The organism is Nitrincola iocasae (assembly GCF_008727795.1).
Classification (GTDB): Bacteria; Pseudomonadota; Gammaproteobacteria; order Pseudomonadales; family Balneatricaceae; genus Nitrincola; species Nitrincola iocasae.
On sequence record NZ_CP044222.1, the window covers coordinates 3,590,474 to 3,611,454 of the forward strand.

At 55.6% G+C, this 20,981-nt stretch carries 13 protein-coding genes; 9 read left to right on the forward strand and 4 right to left on the reverse strand.

All coding sequences use genetic code 11. The annotated features are described in order from the left end of the window. Positions 1–3: 3 nt before the first annotated feature. The 3 genes from pbpC to F5I99_RS16595 are packed head-to-tail and all read right to left on the reverse strand — an operon-like array spanning position 4 to position 7,880. Entirely contained in the window at positions 4–2,376 is a 2,373-nt protein-coding gene (gene pbpC, locus F5I99_RS16585; protein ID WP_225307449.1) for a peptidoglycan glycosyltransferase PbpC, read from the reverse strand. Between the two features lie 8 nt (positions 2,377–2,384). After that, positions 2,385–7,268, reverse strand: a complete 4,884-nt coding sequence (locus F5I99_RS16590; RefSeq protein WP_225307450.1) for an alpha-2-macroglobulin family protein — start codon at positions 7,266–7,268, stop codon at positions 2,385–2,387. 48 nt (positions 7,269–7,316) lie between these two features. Next, entirely contained in the window at positions 7,317–7,880 is a 564-nt protein-coding gene (locus F5I99_RS16595; RefSeq protein ID WP_151057937.1) for a TMEM165/GDT1 family protein, read from the reverse strand. Positions 7,881–8,171: 291 nt separating this feature from the next. Here F5I99_RS16595 and dbpA point away from each other — a divergent pair, with 291 nt between their 5' ends. Next, positions 8,172–9,551 (forward strand): ATP-dependent RNA helicase DbpA, encoded by a 1,380-nt coding sequence (gene dbpA, locus F5I99_RS16600; protein WP_151057939.1) that lies wholly within the window; start codon positions 8,172–8,174, stop codon positions 9,549–9,551. A 47-nt stretch (positions 9,552–9,598) separates the two neighbouring features. Next, the gene (locus tag F5I99_RS16605) at positions 9,599–11,314 is read left to right on the forward strand and encodes a DUF4153 domain-containing protein (protein WP_191905880.1); all 1,716 of its coding nucleotides are present in this window, start codon (positions 9,599–9,601) and stop codon (positions 11,312–11,314) included. A gap of 57 nt (positions 11,315–11,371) precedes the next feature. On the opposite strand, the gene F5I99_RS16610 is transcribed toward F5I99_RS16605, so the two are convergent. Next, positions 11,372–12,271 carry a LysR family transcriptional regulator gene (locus F5I99_RS16610; protein ID WP_151057943.1) on the reverse strand — a complete coding sequence of 300 codons (900 nt, stop codon included), beginning with the start codon at positions 12,269–12,271 and terminating at the stop codon, positions 11,372–11,374. Between the two features lie 127 nt (positions 12,272–12,398). Here F5I99_RS16610 and F5I99_RS16615 point away from each other — a divergent pair, with 127 nt between their 5' ends. The 7 genes from F5I99_RS16615 (at position 12,399) to F5I99_RS16645 (ending at position 20,976) form a co-directional block, all read left to right on the forward strand. Next, positions 12,399–13,643: an MFS transporter gene (locus F5I99_RS16615; protein ID WP_225307451.1), complete on the forward strand. Its 1,245-nt coding sequence runs from the start codon at positions 12,399–12,401 to the stop codon at positions 13,641–13,643. Between the two features lie 289 nt (positions 13,644–13,932). After that, entirely contained in the window at positions 13,933–17,358 is a 3,426-nt protein-coding gene (gene amt / locus F5I99_RS16620; protein WP_151057946.1) for an ammonium transporter, read from the forward strand. Positions 17,359–17,428: 70 nt separating this feature from the next. Continuing rightward, on the forward strand, positions 17,429–18,142 hold the full coding sequence (locus F5I99_RS19910; RefSeq protein WP_151057948.1) for a lytic transglycosylase domain-containing protein: 714 nt from the start codon (positions 17,429–17,431) through the stop codon (positions 18,140–18,142). Between the two features lie 43 nt (positions 18,143–18,185). Beyond that, complete coding sequence (locus F5I99_RS16630) at positions 18,186–18,611, forward strand: VOC family protein (protein WP_151057950.1); 426 nt, start codon at positions 18,186–18,188, stop codon at positions 18,609–18,611. Positions 18,612–18,664: 53 nt separating this feature from the next. After that, on the forward strand, positions 18,665–18,910 hold the full coding sequence (locus tag F5I99_RS16635) for a Trp family transcriptional regulator (protein WP_151057952.1): 246 nt from the start codon (positions 18,665–18,667) through the stop codon (positions 18,908–18,910). Positions 18,911–18,919: 9 nt separating this feature from the next. After that, the gene (locus F5I99_RS16640; protein ID WP_151057953.1) at positions 18,920–20,320 is read left to right on the forward strand and encodes an anthranilate synthase component I family protein; all 1,401 of its coding nucleotides are present in this window, start codon (positions 18,920–18,922) and stop codon (positions 20,318–20,320) included. Then, a complete protein-coding gene (locus tag F5I99_RS16645; protein ID WP_151057955.1) occupies positions 20,317–20,976 on the forward strand; it encodes an anthranilate synthase component II in 660 nt (219 codons plus the stop codon). Before F5I99_RS16640 ends, F5I99_RS16645 begins: the two co-directional genes overlap by 4 nt. The last annotated feature ends 5 nt before the right edge of the window (positions 20,977–20,981 follow it).

Below are 20,981 nucleotides of genomic sequence, written 5' to 3' on the forward strand. Positions count from 1 at the left end.
TACTTAATCTCCCTGTACCCTGATCGTTACCCGACCCACCTGACCACTTTCGTCAATTACGCTTAGCTGGTGCTCGCCAGGTCTGTCGAGGCTCAGCGCCAAAGGTGCTTCACCGACACTCTTCCCTACCGGCTCGCCACTCAGGAACCAGCGTCTCAGCCCCTCTCCGCCGCTGGCTCTAAGACTGACCGGCACAGGCCCTTTGCGGCCACCGACCCGCCGTAGCATGTCGCCATCGCGCAGACCGATGATCTGCAGTGGGGCACTAGCACGCGGATCGGGTGGCGGTGGACAGGTCGACGAAGCCGGTGGCAAGCGGTGTGCACGTTGCTCCTGCGGCGGCAGCCAGGCATCCAGCGCGGCTGGCCACAAGAGGGTCTCGACGCGACGCGCGTTGGCGCAGTCGGGTGCCACCCGCTGTCCCTCCCCATCCAGCCAGTGCACCAGGCGCTGTGCACCACCGGTCGGGTGATCGGCCAGTGGCAGCGTGGGCGGCACGACGCCATCGAGCACCCAGGCCTGGCGCAGTTGACGGCAATCCGGATGGTCGGGAGCGAGCACCTGGCCTCCCGGCCAGCAGATGTCACGCACTCCAACTTCAGCAGGCGCGGCTTCGCGCCAGTTGGGAACACCCCCGCGCACCAGATCATGGGTCTGAAACAGCAAAGGGGCCGCCGATCTCACTCCGAACTGCGCGGCCACCGGTGTGCCATCGGGACGACCGATCCACACGCCGATCAAATAGCGTGGCCCAACCCCGATCGCCCAGGCATCACGAAAGCCATAGCTGGTGCCAGTTTTCCATGCCAGGGTCGGATGTGTAGCGGCATCCATCGATAACGGCTGGCCCGACGCGCGCCGACCCAGCAGGGTCTGGCGCACAATCCACGCGGCCCCCTCAGAGATAAGCCGGCGCTCGACCAAGGGGTCATCCTCAAACCAACGTAACGGAGCGACACGTCCATCCTGCGCAAAGGCACGATAGCCAGCCAGCAAGTCTTCCAGACGGGTGCCGGTTCCCCCGAGGATCACCGCCAGATTAGGGGCCGCATGAGCTGGCAATGCCATCGGCACACCCGCCTGCACCAACTCGGCGTAAAAGCGCCGCGCTCCATAGGCTTCGAGCAACTGTACCGCTGGCAAGTTGAGCGAGCGCGCAAGCGCTTCGGCTACCGACACCGGACCGGAAAAACCGCTGGCGAAGTTGCCGGGACGATAGCTGGCATGGACGCGTGGCACATCCTGCAGCAATGACTCCGAATGGACCAGGCCCGCGTCCAGAGCCAAGCCGGTGAGGAACGGCTTGAGGGTCGATCCGGGCGAACGCAGCGCACGCACCATATCAACATGGCCGAATCGCTGATTATCGTTAAAATCAGCCGAACCGAGATAGGCGCGTACCGCCATGCTTTCGTGTTCGACCACCACAACCGCCGCCGAGGTGCGCGGCGGCAGACGACCGCGCCAGCCTTCCACGAGCGCTTCAAGCCGGCGCTGCAAGCGAGCATCCACCGTGGTGAGCAGGCGTGCGCCGTCACGCTCACCAACTACCCGACGCGCAAATAGAGGTGCCAACCCGGGCGGATCAGGCGGCGCCAACATGATAGCCTCCTGGAGAGCCTCATCCACCTGCTGTTGTGACCAGCGTTCGCCGTCGCGCATACGCATCAGCACCTTATCGCGTGCAGCGGTTGCACGCTCGGGGTAACGATCCGGACGCAGACGGCTGGGCGCCTGAGGCAACACCACCAGCAGAGCGGCCTCTGCATGGGTAAGGGTGCCGGGAGGCTTACCCAGTAGCGTCCAGCTTGCCGCTGCGACCCCTTCGAGGGTGCCGCCGAAGGGGGCACGATTGAGATACAGGGTAAGAATTTCGTCCTTGCTCAGATGCCATTCAAGCTGCAGCGTACGCGCCAGTTGGCGGAGTTTGCCAGGCAGTGTGCGCGGGTGGGGGTCGAGCAGGCGCGCAACCTGCATCGACAGGGTGCTGCCGCCGGAAACGATGCGCCCGGCGCGCAGATTGAGCCACGCAGCCCGCACCAGTGCCACCGGATTAACACCCGGATGGCGATAGAACCAGCGATCCTCGTAAGCGAGCAAGGCTTCGAGATATAAGGGCGACACTTCGTCAGGCCGCACGGCATGGCGCCACACCCCCTGGTCATCGGGAAAACGCCATAGCGGCGTGCCATCCTGCGCGAGCACGATGCGGGCGCTGTCCTCATCAGGGAGGGGCAGCGGCCACAGGCGATCGGCCACCCAGGCTAACATCACGCTCAGCAATAGCACCAGCAGGGTAGCAACGATCAGACGGCGCCAGCGTTCGCAACCCCGACCGACCCTCGCACTATCCCTTTCTATCGTACTGACGCCCACCTGCCAATTCAGCGCGCCAGCACGCGCAGGTCTGGTGGGGTCGCTCCACGGCCCTGTAGCGATGGCCGGTACATCGACTCAACCAGCGGCGGCGGAACGCGATAGACACCGGGCGTGACCGCACGGGCGAGATAGAGCAGATCGGTGCGCACCCCCTCATGAAGGTCTACCGCGGCAACATACCGATCACCCAGCCAGGCTTCGTGTCGGGGCGTTTGCTCACCCCGGCGCTGCAACAGCTCATTGATTTCAGTACTGGCGCTGGGCAGGCGTGCGGAGCCGTCCAGACGCTGATTTTCGAGTTCCAGCCCGGCCGGAAGCAGATCAACCACCAGGGCGTCATGCACACGGGTACGGGCACGCAGTGTCAGATGTACCAGTACCAGCTCGCCGCTATCGAGCTCCCCAGTGACGTCGCTACCATCGAGTCGTAACATACGACGACTGACTGCGATCTGGTGTTCGTCTGCTGGCAGCGCGCTACGAGGATAGCCTGTCAGGGTGGTGCGCTGATACAACGTCGAGGTGCCAGGGTTGCTCAGTTGAAAATCATCCCCCAACTCGGTTTCGCCAAAACGTAGCGCGCGCGGACGATCGCCCTCGACACGATTGGTGGCCGCCGCTGTGACTTGTGCCTGCCAGGTCTCACCGGCACGCGACAGGCCATGGCGACCGGCGAGGAACAGGGCATTGCGCTCCTGAGTCGATAACCACGGGCGCTCGCGCAACTGCTCGCTAAGCATCAGGTGCAATTGGTCACGCACGCTCACCTGCAGGGAGTGCTCCTCGAACAAGGCCAGAGTCAACGCCATATCACGCAAGGGACTGCCGTAGTCGCCAATCCAGCCGCGACGACCAGGGTCGCGCTGGTGCTGCAACGCAGCATCGAGCAGCGTATCGGCACGGTCGCCGTCACCCATGCGCTGCAAGGCAAAGCCCAGTTGTGCCAGGGCCAGTCCGGATGGCGCGTGTTCGCGACGCTGAGCAAGCTGACGCAGACTGCCTAGCGGCGCCTGACCATGGCGGGTGAGCACATAAGCGGCATAGGCCTGTACCGCGAAGCGGGTGCGTTCGGCATTGTCAGTATAACGCGCCTCAATCTGGGCCGGGTTTTGCAGATACACCAGCAGGCGCTTACGCAGCGACTCCAATGCCGCTTCGGGTACGGCGAAGCCCTCTTCCACCGCACGCAGGAGGAAGTCCCCGACGTAGGCGGTCAACCAGAACTCTTCCTCGCCATCGCTGTTCCAGAGCGCAAAGCTGCCGTTGTAACGCTGCATCCCGAGCAAGCGTTCGATGCCGATCTCGATGCGGGCGCGGCGAGTCTCCGCGTCCTGCCCGCGAATACCCAGACTGGCAAGCAGTTCCGGCCGAGCATAGAGAGACGGATAGAGCCCGCTGGTGGTCTGCTCGGCGCATCCATAGGGGTAGGCGAACAGCTCGCGTACATGCTCGGCCAGGTCCAGTGGCGGGCGAGCGGACAGGGATACCGCAACACGGCGTGCATCCAACTGATCATATTGAGGGGCTAATTGCAGCAGTGACCAGGCGCTGGTGTCGGGCTGCAGGGCCGCAACGAAGCTCACCGTCTGCGCTGGCCAGGCGGGCCGCACGCCGATCTGCCAATGCTGCTCAAGCGGTGCAAAGGTCTCATCCGGCAGGGCAAGGCCAGCCACCACGAGGCTGAGCGTGCCTTCGCCGAGACCCGCACCGGCTTCGACAGGCATACGCAGCGTGGTGCGTGCACCGGGTGCCAGCTGAATACTATCGGGCCAAGTACCGGACGCCGTCAACAGGCCACCCACTTGTAACTGCGCTTGCAACGTCTGCGGCTGATCGGTCAAATTAGTCAGATCGATAGCCACTTCAGTTCGGTCGCCACCCGCCAGAAAACGCGGGGCGGCAAGGGTCGCGACCAGCGGTGCGGCAACGATGGTATGCGCCTCACCCATGCCGTAGGCACTGTCGCTCCAGGCCTGCGCCATGATGCGCAGTTCACCGTTAAAATCAGGAATCTCCAGACTCACTTCAGCCGACCCGTCGGCTGCCACCGTCACCGGAGCCGATTGCAGGGCCACCAGTTCAATGGAGGTAATCGGTGCGACACCACCTCGATCGCTGTCCTGATCGCCACCGAAATTGAGTTCAGCACGGCGGGTGTCACCCACTTCGATCAACTGTCCATAGATATCAAGGTGATCAATGCCGTAGCCACGTCGACCAAAAAAGGCCGCGAAGGGATCAGGGGTCTCGAAGCGAGTCAGATTGAGAATGCCAACATCAACCGCCGATACAATGACCCGCACCGTTTCACCCGCCTGTTCCGGCAGGCTGAGCCGCACCGGCAGTGTACGGCCAGGACGCATTTTCTCGGGTACGTCGAGCTCGATCGCGAGGCGTCGATCCTCGCGATCGAGCGGCAGGTGCAACAGCCCCACAGCGCGGCGCGGCACGGTATGGGCAGCGCGTTCACCGGGGCGCACCACCAGCGCGCTCACGTAGAGGTCATGGCGCGCCCAGGATTCCGGAATCGGCAGTTCGAAATGCGCGCCCTCGGCGGGCACATCTATCGGCTGCCACCACAAGGGCCCTTCGGCTGATTCCACCATCAGATACCCCTGCCCGGCAGCAGGCGCCTCGACTCCAACGCTCGCCACCTCGCCGGCGCGGTAGCGCGGCTTATCCAGGGTGAGGCGGACCTTGTCAGGGCGCACGTTGCCCTCTTCGGCGTTCTCCTGCCACCTATAGCCAGCATGGAAGCGGACACTGGAAACCAGCCCGGTTTTGGGGTCCTCGGCTTCAAGACGGTACCAACCCCAATCGGTCGGCACACCCACTTCGATCTGATCTCCGGCGGCAATGTCATGGCGCTGCGCCGACAGGACCAGATCCTTCTGATTGAAGCTGCTTCGCCAGCCCTCATTGGACGAGAACTGCCAGAAATAGTCACGTCGCTCCTGCACCAGGCGCACAGTCAGCCCGCTCACCGCCAAGCGTGCTCCAGTCGGATCGGCCACCAGGATCTCGAAACGTGCCTCACTCGACGCATCGACGCGCCCATCAGAGAACAGGGGGCGAATTCCAGGCAGGCGTTCACCCGGCCACACCGGCACTATCGCTCGCCGCGTTACTGGCCGACCGCCGGATTCCTGCACGCTCGCCTGCAGGGTCAGCGACAGCGGTGAGCGTCGTTCGGCCCATTCGCTGGGCACACTCAACTCGCCTACACCAACGTCGTCCAGCCAGCTCTCACTCAGTTCAATCACCCGATCCGGCTCTGTCTCAGTGGTGTCGCCGAACTGGAAACCAGGCAAATCAGGCACCGCCTCGCGAAGTGGTTCAACAAACAGCTGCCCGATCAGGCGGTTGCCCGCCGCAGGCGCGCCGTACAGATAGCGCCCCTCAAGGGTAAAGTGTGCATCGTCGTGTGGCGCAAGAGGTCCAGCGGCATCTGGTGAGATCTCGAGCGCAAGACGCTCAGGCAGAAAATCCTCAACCAGAAACTCATACACCGCTGGAGTCTCGCCCCCCAGATCCATCTGCATCCGCCACCGTCCGGTTTGGGCACTCTCGGAGAGGGGGTAGCGATACTGATACAGCCCCTCAGCATCGGCCTGCCATACAAAACTACGCACCACCTCGCCATCGGGCCGCAGGATGCGGGTCGGAATCGGCTGTGGCGGTTGGGCACGGCCATCAGCATCACGCAACAGCGCATTCACTGGCACAGTCTCACCGGGCCGATAGAGGTCGCGCGGACCAAAGGCGAACAAATTGAGCGCCGCCGCCTGCGGCCCACTGACCTCGAACTCGGCCAGATCCAGGGCAGCATCCTGCAGGCGCAGCAGTGTGGTCGCGCGCTCGCGCGTGGCGAGCAGCAAGCGGGCATCCTTATGCGTCGGCAGGCGCACATGGCCATCGCTGCCGCTGCGGCCCTCGGCGAGGGTGAGACCTTTCGCATCAAGCAGTTCCAACCTGACCTCAGCAAGCGGTAGCCCTTCATCCAGCGACTGCACGAAGGCATCAAGCCCAGTGGCACTGCGGCGCAGGCTAAGGCCAATATCGCTACGGCTGAACACCGTCACCGGCAGACTGTATGCAAAGGTCCCGCTGGGACGCATCACCGCCACAAACACCCCCGGCTCGGCCAGCGCGGCAATGTCATCGAGCGGTAACATCAAGCGTTCGCGCGTATTGGCGGGCGGGTTCAGTGCAAACTGTGCGGTATGGACCAGTTGCGCGTTAGTGGGCATATCCTCGAGTTGCCACAGATCCATCGCAGACTGGCGGTTCCACTCGGACAGGAAGCCATGCAGGCGTTCCGGCCGGATGCGGAAAAACTCCACATCAACCTTGTCGACATTGACAGCGATCACCGGTAAGCCATCCGCCAGCCGCATCGGCAGCAGCGAGCCACGACTGGCGAACCCGAGCGACGGCGGTTGAGCGCGTGTGGTGAGCTGGTGCGTTTCGTTCTTACCCAGCGGCACACCGGTCACACTGCGGATATCGGCTGAGATCTGCAGGCTGAGTGTGCGCTCCGGCTCAATTGGCTGGCGGCGTAGCTCCTGGAGGTTATCGGACAGGATCCACCCCCCCTCAAGGCGCTCGCCTTGAGCATCGGCGAGCATCAGCAACGTATCGAAGCGCTGATCCGGGTCGAGCGGCGCCGAAAACGACACCACCAGGGCACTGGCGCCAGCAACGTCGAGTTCGGACACATCCATCACTGACAGGGCGGCCTGAGCCGTACCCTTATCTTCGAGTACAACCCTATCCTTAGCCTTGGATGCCGCCTCTTCTGCTCCCTTGTCTGGTTCGGCCTGGTCGCCACACCCCACCAGTAATACCGCCACCCACAAGGCACCCGCCAACATCCGCCACCGTTTCATCACACCACCTCAATCAATTGAACTGTGAGTATAAGAACTATAAACAATCTATATTAGCAGATCCCCTAGCCCCCATAAGCCGAAGCCAGCAAATAACACCGCCGCTGCAATACGGAACATATTCATATTGATGCGTTTAAGCACCCACTCGCCGGCAAAAATAACCGGCACATTGGCCAGCAACATGCCCAGCGTCGTGCCCAGAGTGACCAACAGCAGCGATTCAAACTTAACTGCCAGCATCAGTGTAGCCACTTGGGTTTTATCACCGATTTCAGCCAGAGAAAACAGCACCAGCGTGGTGACAAAAGCACCGTATTTCACCAAACGACCATTCAGGTCATCATCACTATCCGGGATCAACACCCAGATCGCCATTGCCAAAAAACTCAGTGACAGCAGCCACTGAAACAGATCACCCGACAGATAACCACCCAACCAGTCACCCAGGCCAGCGGTAAGTCCATGGTTCAGTAATGTAGCCAAGGTCACACCAAAAATAATCGCCCAGGGACGACGAAATTTAGCAACCAATAACAAAGATAAAAGCTGGGTCTTATCGCCCATTTCAGCGATAGTCACCGCCAGTGTTGACAGGAAGAATGCATCCATTGAAGTGTTCCGGGGCAGGACTGTTAAAAACCAAAGGCATAGCCACACATCCCACCCCGGTCTGTGCTTCTATACCTTAGGTCTCATCAGCCGCTCTGCAGTAGATTTGGATGCAGAGGGTGTATCAACCATGAGCATGAGGCTCAAGTATGTTGGCTGATACCCCGACCTGAGTCGGGCGATTACTCCCCCAAGAGTTTGCGCAGATTAGCGGCAGTTGTATAACTTGTCAAACCCATCTACGGCAAGCCATGGTATAATGCGTTTTTCTTTTTGATCTGTGGATGACCCGTGACGACCTCTCTGTTCAGCAACCTAAACCTCCCAGCCGCCGCCCTGACCAATCTCGCCCAGATGGGTTATGAACAGATGACGCCGATTCAGCAACAGAGCCTGCCCCTGGTACTGTCGGGTCGTGACCTGATCGCCCAGGCACAGACCGGCAGCGGTAAAACCGCGGCGTTTGGTATCGGTATGCTGGAAACGCTTAATCCTCGTCTGTTTGCGGTACAAGGACTGGTGCTCTGCCCTACCCGTGAGCTGGCTGGACAGGTGGCGGGCGAACTGCGCAAATTGGCACGCTATCTCGACAATATCAAAATCATTACCCTGTGTGGCGGCCAACCTATCGGTCCACAAATCGGCTCGCTGGAACATGGCGCGCATATCGTTGTGGGGACTCCGGGACGTCTGCGCGATCACCTGCGCAAGGAAACACTCAAACTGGATCGCCTCAGCATGCTAGTGCTGGATGAAGCCGACCGCATGCTCGACATGGGCTTTGAAGAGGATATCCGTTTTATTATTGGCGCCACACCCGCAAAACGCCAGACCCTGCTATTTTCGGCCACCTACCCGGAACAGATCGAATCCATCAGTGCCGCCTATCAATATGACCCCGTCAGAGTCAGCATTGACACCCAGCACGATGACTCCACTATCGAGCAGAAGGTCTGGTACTGTGACAGCAAACACAAAGCCGCTGCCGTAGCGGCCGTGTTACAGCACTTTGCCCCGGAAGCGGCAATTATTTTCTGTAACACCAAACAAGGCTGCAACGACATGGCCAACGCCCTGCGAGACTATGACCTAAAGTCCTTGTCTCTGCACGGCGACCTGGAACAACGTGAACGCGACCAGGTATTGATCCGCTTCAGCAATGGCAGTAGCCGCTACCTGCTGGCTACTGATGTTGCTGCGCGCGGACTGGATATCGATGCAGTGGATCTGGTGATCAATGCCGACCTGCCTCAGGACCCAGCCGTTTATACTCATCGGGTAGGCCGCACCGGACGTGCCGGTCGCAAGGGTATTGCTATCTGCCTGTGTGGTGAACGCGATAAGCACCGATTACAGCGTATCGAAGCCCTGCAGTCCCAGCCCATCATAGCGATAGATAACCTGCCAACAGCTACACCCGATCGCAATCCAGCACCGGCTGAGATGACCACGCTTTGCATTGCCGGCGGACGCAAGGATAAACTGCGGGCCGGTGATATTCTCGGTGCTCTGACACGTGCCGGTGGCATAGACGCTAAGCAGATTGGCAAAATCGACATCACCGATCATGCCTGCTATGTGGCCGTGCATCGCCGTATAGCGGCGGATGCACTGGAACAGTTAAAGTTGGGAAAAATTAAAGGGCGTACGTTTCGCGCCAGACGTATCTAAACTCACTCCCGCAGATGTGCGGAGAGATAATAAGGACAATGATCTCGATGACCGAATGGAATCAAGCGGATAAACCCAAGCAACTACCTGTCAAACTGATGGCTCTAATCTCACTTTTACAGGGCCTGGGTTTACTCTACCTGCATCAGGCCATCGAACTACACTACTGGCCACACCAGCAGCCACAATGGTTATTTGCGTTCTATAGCCTGGTGTTTATCTGGCCGACGATGTTGTTACTCGGTCTGAATCACAATAACGGCCGTGCCATAGTAAAGCTCACGCTGCCTTTTGCACTACTGAGCGGGCTGCTGGGCTATTATATCGGCCATCAAGTCACCCCCATCGAACATATACGTTTTAATGCACTGCTGTACAGCTTTGTGTTTACCATGACCATCGCCACGTTTAAGGCCCTGATGTACAGCCAACAGTGGGCGAGTGGTGAGAAAGTCACCTACAGCGCGCTGTTTATCTGGTCCTGGCGCAACTTTCTCACCCTGTCCTTGGCACTGCTGTTTGCCGGTAGCTTCTGGCTGGTGCTGATGTTGTGGGGCGCTCTGTTTGAAGCCATTAATATCGACTTTTTCAGTGACCTGTTTGAGGAGCGCTGGTTTTATTATCCCGCCATCGCCCTAGCCAACGGTTTCGGCATTATCATCTTCCGCAACCTGACTCGCATTATTGATACCATTACCCGGCTACAGCAGGCATTGATGAAATTTCTACTGGCAGTGCTGTCGCTGGTCTCGCTGCTATTTCTCAGTGCCCTACCTTTTACCGGCTTAGATCCCTTATGGGAGAGCGGAGGCAGCAGTCTGATTTTATGGATGCAGGCACTGATGCTGTTTTTCGTCAATGCTGTTTATCAGCATGACTCGGACACCTGGCCCTACCCCTTGTGGTTGCACCGTTTTATTTATATTGGCGTTGCTGTACTGCCTATATACAGTCTGATTAGCTGCTACGGCCTGAGCCTGCGTATCGACCAGTATGGCTGGAGCCTCAGTCGTTACTGGGCTTTTCTGATCTGGTTTTTACTGGCACTGTTTCCGCTGGGCTACTGGTGGGGCATAGCGAAATATCGGGATCGTTGGACACTCCAACTCGGTCGCACTAACCTTGCCATAGGTCTGGTGGTACTAATGGCCATGCTTATCGTCAACTCGCCAATGCTGGATTTCAGAAAAATGACAGTGGCAGACCAACTGCAACGCTTGGCCGACAACAAGATCAAGGGTGATGACTTCGATCTCAACTATTTTCGTCGCCACCTGGCTCGGCCAGGGTACGAAGGATTACAAACGCTCAAAGCACAATATGGTGAGGCCCATCCAGGCTTAGTGGTTAGGATCAATGCCCTGTACAGCGACAGAAACCAAGAACAAGCCAGCTCTACCCGAGATGAATTTATTGCCGCCATCACCCTGCTATCTGACAACCCACCCGAGGCGCTGCTGACCGCGATTTATAACCAGGAAGTAAACCAATTCTGGAGCATTCAGCAAACCCGGCAATATTATTTACGCGCTCTGGATCTCGACCTGGATGGCAACCAGGAGTATTTGTGGATTAAAAAACGGCAAGAACACACAGAAATACAACTTTTTTTCCAGCAAGGTGGACAATGGACGTCACTGTACATTGGAACCTCTCAAAGCGTTGACCAGGAGTCATTAGCCGGAGACATTGAGGTTGTGCCCACACGCTGGAATGATCTTGTGATAGGAAACCAGCGATTCAGGGTGCGACTGGAGGATTAGGGGTAATAATGTTCTGGCGAGAACAGGTGTACTCGACCATAGCAGCATACCCCTTTATCACTTGGCTTCATCCGCTGGGAACACCCTTGCGCAAAGAAAATCTACCAAGGCACGCACTTTGGGCGATGGATGCTTACTTGCTGGCCAGAGAATATGGAAGGAACCGCTGTGCTGTACATAGTCGGCCAGAATGGGTTGCAGCCTTCCATCAGCTAGCGGTTCACGTATAGAAAAGTCCGGCAGGTAGGCGACGCCAAGTCCCCGTAGCGCAAAACACACACGCGTCTCAATATTGTTGCAAATCATTGAAGTGGGAAGTTGCAATTTGGGTTCATCTGGTGGCTGTTGCAGCGCCCAAGTTTCCAGTTTACCACTGTTGGGAAAACGATAGTGCAGACAACTGTGCTGTAGCAAGTCGGCCGGCATTTTCGGCGTACCTCTGAGTGCCAGGTAATCAGGTGAGGCAACTAGCCTCATCTGAAAGTTGCCCAAACGACGGGCTGACAAGCGCGAATCCTGCGGCTCGCCGGTGCGCACTACGGCATCGAAGCCTTCTTTAATCACGTCCACCATACGGTCGCTGAAATCCAGATCCAGTTCAATTTCCGGATATTCACGCATAAATTCACCGAGCACAGGCAACACCAACGAGCTGACCAGCGGCAGGCTTACGCGCAGGCGTCCGCGCGGTGCACCTGTGGCTTGCGATAATTCCAGTTGTGCGGCTTCAATCTCAGCCAGAATGCGGCGGCAACGTTCCAGAAACAACAAACCTTCGGCTGTTAACGTGACACTGCGGGTGCTGCGGTTAAACAGACGTACGCCCAGTTTTTCTTCCAGCCGTACCACGCTCTTACCTACGGCAGAGGCCGACACACCAAGTTCGCGACCAGCACCAACGAAGCTGCGCTGCTCGGCGACCTGCACAAACACCATAAAACCATTCAAGCTATCCATGTTACCTCCGTTTTATTTCCACAATTACGGACAAAAAGATCCGCATATAACGGAAATATACCCTACTTTTTCTTTAATCGAAGGCTTTATATGATCTGGGCACAGCCATTTAATCAAGGAATTTACCGTGACAAAGCTTCCATTTCAGCAGCTGAAGGCTACGCCGCCCAACCAGTTATCAGGTGGTGCAGCGATGAACCCCACGACATCAGATCGACTGCCACTGGCCGCACTGCTGGCGCTGGCCTTAGCTGGTTTTGTTACCATCCTGACCGAGGCTTTACCCGCAGGCCTTTTGCCACAAATAGGCTCAGAATTGGGTGTTTCAGAAGCGCTTGCCGGTCAGCTTGTAACTGTTTATGCCATTGGCTCTCTGCTGGCGGCTATTCCACTGATGACAATCACACAAGGTGTACGGCGCAGGCCTTTGTTGCTGGCGGCCATAGTCGGCTTTGCTGTCGCCAATACAGTGACAACGTTTTCCACCAGTTACTCCTTAACCCTGGTGGCTCGCTTTCTGGCAGGTGTGGCGGCAGGTTTATTGTGGGCCTTACTCGCAGGTTACGCCAGCCGCATGGTGCCTGAGCATCTTAAGGGGCGTGCTATCGCGATAGCGATGGTCGGTACACCGCTAGCGCTTTCTTTAGGGATCCCAGCGGGTACCCTGCTCGGTAATTTGTTCGGATGGCGTGTCTGTTTCGGAATTATGAGTCTGTTAGCACTGATGCTGATTGTATGGGTTAGGCTGAAGATACCGGACTTTGCAGGGCAAGCCACCGGTAAACGACTGTCAATTGGACAGGTATTTACACTGCCGGGTATTCGCCCGGTGCTGTTTGTGGTGCTGGCCTTTGTGCTCGCACATAACATTCTTTACACCTATATCGCCCCGTTCTTGTCGGCCGCAAGCATGGCAGAGCGAACCGATCTGGTTCTGCTGGTATTTGGAATGACCGCGCTGCTTGGAATTTGGGTGATTGGTGTGTTAATTGATCGACATTTGCGTACTCTGACACTTGCCAGCATAGCGCTGTTTGCTTTGGCTGCACTGGTACTGGGCCTTGCTGGCAACGTGCCGGTGGCAGTTTATTGCGCAGTAGCTGCCTGGGGGCTTGCATTTGGTGGCGCGGCAACCTTGTTTCAAACGGGCCTCGCTAAGGCGGCCGGAGTGGCCGCCGATGTTGCTCAGTCTATGCTGGTTACCGCCTGGAACCTGGCTATCGCAGGTGGTGGCATCGTCGGTGGTGTATTGCTTGAACAGCTTGGAGTCAGCTCATTCTCACCAGCTTTACTCATATTGCTGGTAGCTGCACTATTCGTTGTATGGATGGCGAGGGCGCACGGCTTTGCCGCAAAAAGCTTTACCGACTAATTCACAGCTGGGTTTATGAACCTTTGAACTAAGACAGGGCACTCAAAACCACCAATCACCCTCATCGTTTAAAGCCAGCCTTCAATTTATATACACTCTATTTGCGTTTTAGTTATGACAACTCCTCCCCATCTAAACTTTTGTTTTAATTATTCTTCGATGAACTGGCACAATTTCTGCTGGCTATTAGCTAACGACACTCTGCACAACGAGAGTTAGCACTAGCTTAGCCAGCAACAGCACATCTTTCGCACCGATAGAGTGCAGACATTATCACCGGAGACTGCCAATGCCAGATATAAGTGCACTGGATTCATTGTGGTTATTAATAGCTGCCATGCTGGTCCTGATTATGCAGGGTGGATTCCTTTGCCTGGAATCTGGCCTGACCCGCAGTAAAAATGCCATTAATGTAGCGCTCAAAAATGCGTTCGATCTAATCGTGGCAGCACTACTTTTCTGGCTGTTCGGTTTCGGTATCATGTTCGGTGCTCATGAGGGCCTTAAACTCGACACCCACTGGTTTATTGCCGACTTTTCCAGAGATGAATTCTGGCACGCCAGTTTTTTCTTTTTCCAACTGACCTTTTGTGCCACCGCTGCCACGATTGTTTCCGGAGCCATCGCCGAACGCAGTCGTTTTCTGGTATACATTATTATCACCGCCATCATCAGCCTGCTGCTCTATCCAGTGTTTGGTCACTGGGCCTGGAGCAGTGCCGTCAATGAGCATCCTGGCTGGCTGGAAGCCATGGGATTCACCGATTTTGCTGGCAGCACCGTGGTGCACAGTGTTGGCGGCTGGGTAGCCTTGGCAGCTGTAATCGTCATCGGCCCACGTACCGGGCGCTTCTATCGAGGCAAAGTACAGTCTATTCCTGGCAGCAACCTACCCCTGGCTATTCTCGGCATGCTGTTCTTTATGATTGGCTGGATAGGCTTCAATGGTGGCAGCACGCTGGCCTTCACCACGGCTATTGCTGGCATCATCGTCAATACCATTATTGCAGCCGCGGCTGGGGGCATCACTGCTATTCTGCTGTCACTGACTCAACAGGATAATAGCCAAACCACTTCGCTCACCATTAACGGCACCCTGGCCGGACTAGTCGCTATCACAGCCGGTTGCCATGTCGTGTCAACACCGCAAGCGGCAATAATTGGTAGTCTGGGCGCGCTATGTATGTTTCTGGCTGAAAAACAGATGCACCGACTGCAACTGGATGATGCTATTTCGGCCGTGCCCGTACACCTGGCCGCAGGCATCTGGGGCACATTGGCAGTCGCCCTGTTCGGCGATCTGCAACTGCTTGATACAGGCTTAGGCCGTGCAGAACAATTGCAGGTACAACTGCTGGGTATATTCGCTTGCGCGCTGTTTATTTTCCCATTGTCGATGACGTTACTGGTACTGCTAAATCGCTTCATTCCGTTGCGAGTCAGTGCCGAAGCCGAACAAATGGGTCTGAATGTCTCTGAACATGGTGCTAAAACGGAACTAGGTGATCTACTTTCAGCTATGCAAACCCAAGAGCGCAGCGGTGATTTGAAACAACGGGTGCCAGTTGAACCCTTTACTGAAGTTGGCCAGATTGCGTTACAGTACAATCGGGTTATTGCAAACTTAAACCGTATGGTTACCCGCACCCGGTTGATTGTGCGTGATATGCGTGACGGAGTTATCACCTTTTCCGACCAGGGCATTATCACCAGCGCCAACCCAGGTACCGAAATTCTGTTCAACCGCCCCACCCACCAATTGGTGGGTCAGCCTACTGATATGTTACTTCACGAAAATAACCAACAAACTTTTTCGGCCACACCACCGGAACGTTTATTTGTCACCCTGGCAAGTAGTCAACAACCTGGACCCTATGAAATCATTGCTAAAGACAGTCAGGGTAGCGCCTTCACCCTGGAAGTCACCACGACCGCCAGCCCAACCGATGAAGGGGTGCAATACAGCGCCATGCTTAGGGATATCAGTGAGCGAAAAAAAATGGAAGCCCGTCTGCACCGACATTCCGAGCTGGCTCAGGTTACCCTGGAAGCGATTACTGAAGCCGTTGTCACTTGCGATGCGGCCTATAACACCGTCTACCTTAACCCTATGGCCAGTGAACTTCTGGGATACACAGCAGAACAGGTATTCGGACTACCCATAGATGACATCATTCTGATCGAAGACTCTGACACAGCCCAAATAAAAGTATCAACACTTTGTCTGGAACAATCAGAAAGAAGGGATGCAGCTGATCACAAACGCCTCTTTAAGCTAAAGAATAAACAAGGTGATGAGTTTGAAGTACAGCTAAACTGCGCTCCACTGCTTGATACGAATCGCCAAAGCATGGGCTGGGTGATTGCACTACAGGATATCACCCAAAATAACCGACTCCAGCAACTGCTGACCTTTCAGGCTGTGCACGACACCCTCACCGGACTGATCAACCGACGTGAGTTTGAGAAGCGCTTAGAATCACTGATCTACGAAGCCCACCAGGATAAAGCCGATCATCTGCTATGTTATCTGGATCTGGACCAGTTCAAATTGGTGAATGATACCTGTGGCCATAGAGCCGGTGATGTATTGTTAAAACAACTCTCAAACCTGCTCAAACCGGTGCTACGCCAGAGCGATACTCTGGCACGACTGGGCGGTGATGAATTCGGCGTACTGCTCAGCCACTGCCCAATTGAGAAAGGACTGGAAATTGCCGAAGCATTACGTAAAACCGTGACGGCATTTCGTTTTTCCTGGGAAGGACAAGTATTCTCGGTTGGCGTCAGCATTGGCCTGGTCAGCATTACAGAGGACTGCGGTAGCCTGGATGAAGTGCTCAGCCATGCCGATGCGGCCTGCTATACCGCCAAGGATCTAGGGCGAAACCGGGTATGTCTATTCCAACCGGATGACAAACAGGCACAAGAGCGCCAGGGGCAGATTCAATGGGCAAGCCGCTTGCAGGAAGCGCTAGATAAAGACCTTTTCCGGCTCTATTTTCAAACCATTGTCCCGCTGGAAAACAGCAACAACCTGATGCCACATTATGAAATTCTGGCGCGGATGATCAGCCAACAAGGGGAGCTCATTCCACCCGGCGCCTTTATCCCGGCGGCAGAGCGTTTTGGACTGATGCCAAAAATCGATAAATGGGTGATCCGCAACACTCTGGCCTGGATGGGTGATCAACTGCGCCAGAATAAGCAGCCGGTTTTTTGTTCCATAAACCTGTCGGGTGCCTCCATCGGTCGTGAAGACTGTCTCAAGGTGATTAGAGAACAACTAGAAAAACATCAGGTCCCCGCACATAACATCTGTTTTGAAATCACAGAAACTGCAGCCATTGCTGATCCAGCCAATGCCGGTCGTTTTATTGCCGAACTGAAACGCTTAGGCTGCCAGTTTGCCCTGGATGATTTTGGTAGCGGCCTGTCTTCATTTGGCTATCTAAAACAGTTGCCGGTCGACTACTTGAAAATAGACGGCATATTTATTCAAGAGCTAGCCAATAACCGGATTGACCAGGCTATGGTGGCCTCGATTAACAATATTGGCCATATTATGGGGCTGAAGACCATTGCTGAATTTGTTGAAGATGCCGCCACGTTGAATATCCTGCGTCAGATCGGTGTGGATTATGTTCAAGGATTTTACCTGTCACGGCCAGAGCCACTGGAATCTCTCAACAGCGTGCGGGTAATGCCACGTTAAATGACAGGACTTAACGACCATGGCAAAGCTGTGCCATAATAGAGGCAATTCGATACTCTGGTAAAACCCTATGCGAGCACCGCTCTCCCTGCTTTTAGCTGGTCTGATTGTCAGCTTGATGCAGTCTAGCCTGAGCCAGGCCGACTCGGGTATTCGCCGTATTGTCCACCCGGATGGCCGAGTGGAGTTCACCAATGTTGGCAGTACTCCTGCCAACAATGCAACCCCGACCACGTCCATCCAGACAATTTACAGCTATCGCACTCCCGGCGGTACGATGGCATTCTCCGATCAGCGCCCTGCCTCGGGTATCCGTTATGAAACCCTGCGCTTTGACTGCTATGCCTGTCAGCCCGGATCAACAATTAACTGGCACAACACCCGACTCTTTGCCAGTCAATATAAAGATGAAATTGAACGTGAGGCTCAACGTTTCAACGTCGATCCGGCATTAGTTCGTGCTGTCATTCATGCAGAGTCTGCCTTCAACCCCCAAGCCCGCTCTCCCAAAGGTGCTCAAGGGCTAATGCAACTGATGCCGCCCACAGCGGCTGACCTGGGTGTCACCAACGCCATGGATATCAGCCAGAACATTTATGGCGGAGTAAAATATCTGTCCTGGATGCTGGAACGCTTTAATGGTGATACTCGCCTGGCTACCGCTGCGTACAATGCAGGCCCCGGTGCTGTACAGCAATATGGCGGCATTCCTCCCTTTGCCGAGACCCAGGCCTATACCGAACGCGTCGCCATTCTGCATCAGCGTTATCGTCAGTTATACTGAAACCGATTGAATCCTTACCTAACAGATCAACCGGAGTGTAACGATGAGCTTATCACCCTTTCATTTGGCAATTCCTGTTTATGATTTACCTTCAGCACGGCGTTTTTACGGCGAGGTTTTTGGTCTTGAAGAAGGTCGCTCCAGCGAGCAGTGGGTTGATTTCAATTTCTATGGTCACCAGTTGGTGATCCATGAGCAGCCGAGAACAGACGCACAAACAGACGCTCATACCAATCCAGTCGATGGCCATGACGTCCCGGTACCGCACTTTGGTATCATCCTGGAATGGTCACAATGGCAAGCCCTGGCGGAACGACTGAAATCCCATGGTATTCAGTTTGTCATAGAGCCCTATATCCGCTTTAAAGGACAGGTGGGTGAACAAGCCACCATGTTTCTGCTTGACCCCTGCGGCAACGCCCTGGAGTTCAAGGCTTTCAAGGACATGAACCAAGTGTTTGCCAAATAGACCTGTTCGCTGGAGGGTTGACTTCAAGTTCAAACATGATACCGTACTAGTACATGAATACACTCGATCCCCATACTCAAGAATTGCTCGACACGCTGCTGGCCGCTGAAGATCGCGAGGCGCTATTGTTGCTGCTGCAAAGCCTGCTGACGCCAGCCGAGCTGAGTGAAATCCCCAAACGTCTGCAGATTCTCAAACGCTTGCAGGCGGGCGAACCCCAGCGTCGGATCGCCGAAGACCTGGGTGTGGGTATCGCTACTGTATCCCGCGGCGCACGTGCCCTGAAACGCGACCTTTAAGAGTTCACCATGACCCGTAGACCTGAAAAAATAGAGCTGCCGCGCAAACCGCATTATGTCACCCTGGCCACCGACTGTGATTTTTTTGAGCTGTTCCGCAAAATCGAAAAGCGCTTTGATGTGTGCTTTATGCTGGAATCACTGGGCGAAGACAGCCATATTTCCCGCTATTCCATCATCGGCTTTGACCCTGAGCAGTTAATTTATGCCAATGGTAGACAGCTCACCATCGAATCACGTGACGGCCAGTGCGAGCATTATGAAAGTGACAATCCCTATTACCTGCTGCGCGAAATCATGCCGCAGAACATCATTTCGCGAAAATACGCCGGCGGACTGACCGGCTACCTCGGCTACGACGCCATGAGCTATTTCGAACCGACGCTAAAGCTGAAAACCAGCGACTGGTTTGATGCCTTTCGTTTCGGCCTGTACAAAGATGGCCTGATCCTGGACAAGATGACCGGTGAAATCATCTATTTTTACTATGCTGAAAACCGCATGGACCTGGTCACAGAACTGATCAATGCCCCCCGCCCGGACAATGGATCACTAGCAATCACCTACACAGGTGAAACCATGTCCCGCGAAGAGCATGCCGACGCGGTGATGAAAGTAAAACAGGACATCATCGACGGCAAAATCTTTCAGTGTGAGGTCGGCTTCAAAAAGTACCTTGGCCTGAAAGGCGACACCTTAAACATCTATCAGCAACTGCGCGAGGTGAACCCCTCACCGCAAATGTACTACCTGAAATTTGCTGATCAGAAACTGATTGGCGCCAGCCCGGAACTGTTGTTCCGTCTGCGTCAGGGTGAGATGGAGACCTTTCCGCTGGCAGGCACCACCCGACGCGGCAAGGATTCGCAGGAAGATACCCAACTGGCGCGTGTACTGTTGAATGACCCCAAAGAGATCGCTGAACACAATATGATTGTGGACCTGCACCGCAATGACATTGGTCGGGTGGCTCGTTTTGGCACAGTCAAAGTCCGCAGTCTGATGGATATCAAACGCTTCAGCCATGTACAGCATATTTCCAGTGAAATCGTGGGTATCATCTCTGAAAAAGAAGATATGTTCTCAGCGCTGGCAAGCAATTTTCCAGCCGGTACGCTCACCGGCGCACCTAAAATTGAAGCGATGAAAATTATCGATGCGCTGGAAACGGATGGTCGTGGCCCTTATGGCGGTGCCGTAGGCAACTTCTCCTTCAATGGTGACTGCACCTTTGCCATCCCGATTCGTACGGTGTTTGCCAAGGGCGATCAGGCCTATGTGCAGACCTGTGGCGGCAATGTCTATGACTCTAATCCGGATGACGAGTATGAGGAGATACGGCGCAAATTTGCCGGTACGCGCAAGGCGCTGGAGCCATTCCTGGTCAGCGAAAAGGAGTCGCAGGCATGAAAATTTTAATTATCGATAACTACGACTCTTTCACCTACAACCTGTACCAGTACATAGGTGAAATTCTGTCCACGGCACAGATTCACGGGCAACTGGACAGCTTTGATATACAGGTCAAACGCAACGACCAAATCACCCTGGCACAGGTGCGTGAGCTCAGCCCTGACCGGATCATTATTTCACCAGGCCCCGGCTCACCGGATGATGAACACTACTTCGGTATTTGTGCCGCTGTTATTCGTGAACTCGGACCCACCACCCCGCTACTCGGTGTGTGCCTCGGCATGCAGGGTATCGTGCATGTCTTCGGTGGCAAGGTGGTCAAAGCCGCCCTGCCGATGCACGGTAAAATCAGCCCGATCAATCACAATGGCGAGGACATGTTCCGTCAGATTCCGGATCAGTTGGAGATCATGCGTTACCATTCCTTGATTGCTGAACCCCAAAGCCTGCCAAGCTGTCTGGAAGTTACAGCTAGCGTTGGCAATCTGCCGGCTAGCGCTTTCAAAGATCACGCCCAGATCCACCAGGGCGGTGATTTCGAAATCATGGGCGTACGCCACAAAGACCATCCGATTCAAGGCATCCAGTTCCACCCGGAATCCTTCGCCACCGAAGGCGGCAAAGAACTCATCAGCAACTTCCTGTTCAACTAAAAGGG

Bases quoted from the DNA above. Each gene is read 5' to 3' on its own strand.
- F5I99_RS16590 (WP_225307450.1), bottom strand. From the start codon at position 7,268: ATGAAACGGTGGCGGATGTTGGCGGGTGCCTTGTGGGTGGCGGTATTA.
- F5I99_RS16595 (WP_151057937.1), bottom strand. From the start codon at position 7,880: ATGGATGCATTCTTCCTGTCAACACTGGCGGTGACTATCGCTGAAATG.
- F5I99_RS16605 (WP_191905880.1), top strand. From the start codon at position 9,599: ATGACCGAATGGAATCAAGCGGATAAACCCAAGCAACTACCTGTCAAA.
- F5I99_RS16610 (WP_151057943.1), bottom strand. From the start codon at position 12,271: ATGGATAGCTTGAATGGTTTTATGGTGTTTGTGCAGGTCGCCGAGCAG.
- amt (WP_151057946.1), top strand. From the start codon at position 13,933: ATGCCAGATATAAGTGCACTGGATTCATTGTGGTTATTAATAGCTGCC.
- F5I99_RS19910 (WP_151057948.1), top strand. From the start codon at position 17,429: ATGCGAGCACCGCTCTCCCTGCTTTTAGCTGGTCTGATTGTCAGCTTG.
- F5I99_RS16630 (WP_151057950.1), top strand. From the start codon at position 18,186: ATGAGCTTATCACCCTTTCATTTGGCAATTCCTGTTTATGATTTACCT.
- F5I99_RS16635 (WP_151057952.1), top strand. From the start codon at position 18,665: ATGAATACACTCGATCCCCATACTCAAGAATTGCTCGACACGCTGCTG.
- F5I99_RS16640 (WP_151057953.1), top strand. From the start codon at position 18,920: ATGACCCGTAGACCTGAAAAAATAGAGCTGCCGCGCAAACCGCATTAT.
- F5I99_RS16645 (WP_151057955.1), top strand. From the start codon at position 20,317: ATGAAAATTTTAATTATCGATAACTACGACTCTTTCACCTACAACCTG.